This window comes from Flavobacterium azizsancarii (genome assembly GCF_027980145.1).
Taxonomy (GTDB): domain Bacteria; phylum Bacteroidota; class Bacteroidia; order Flavobacteriales; family Flavobacteriaceae; genus Flavobacterium; species Flavobacterium azizsancarii.
Genome location: NZ_JAMZNK010000140.1, coordinates 1 through 256 on the forward strand (window position 1 = coordinate 1; position 256 = coordinate 256).

The window sequence follows — 256 nt, forward strand, 5'->3', positions numbered from 1 at the left end:
CAATGTTCCGCCACTTAAAGCAGTATACCAAACAATATTAGATTCGTTTAACTGAATACTTGCAAAAGTTGGCAAAGTGGACTGACAGAAGTTTTGAGTTCCTGCAGTTACTAAACTTGGCGTTCCAGGATCAGTTACTATTACCGCAACTTCCAGTCTTAATGCACTCTCGCAAAGTGATGTTGCATCTTTTATCGCTGCATAATAAGTACCACTTGTTAAAGCTGTTGTACTTGGAATCAATGTTCCGCCATTT

At 39.1% G+C, this 256-nt stretch carries 1 protein-coding gene; it reads right to left on the reverse strand.

Annotation, left to right across the window (positions count from 1 at the left end):
- On the reverse strand, positions 1–256 hold a 256-nt coding region (locus tag NJT12_RS24955; protein WP_271338809.1), incomplete at both ends, for a hypothetical protein.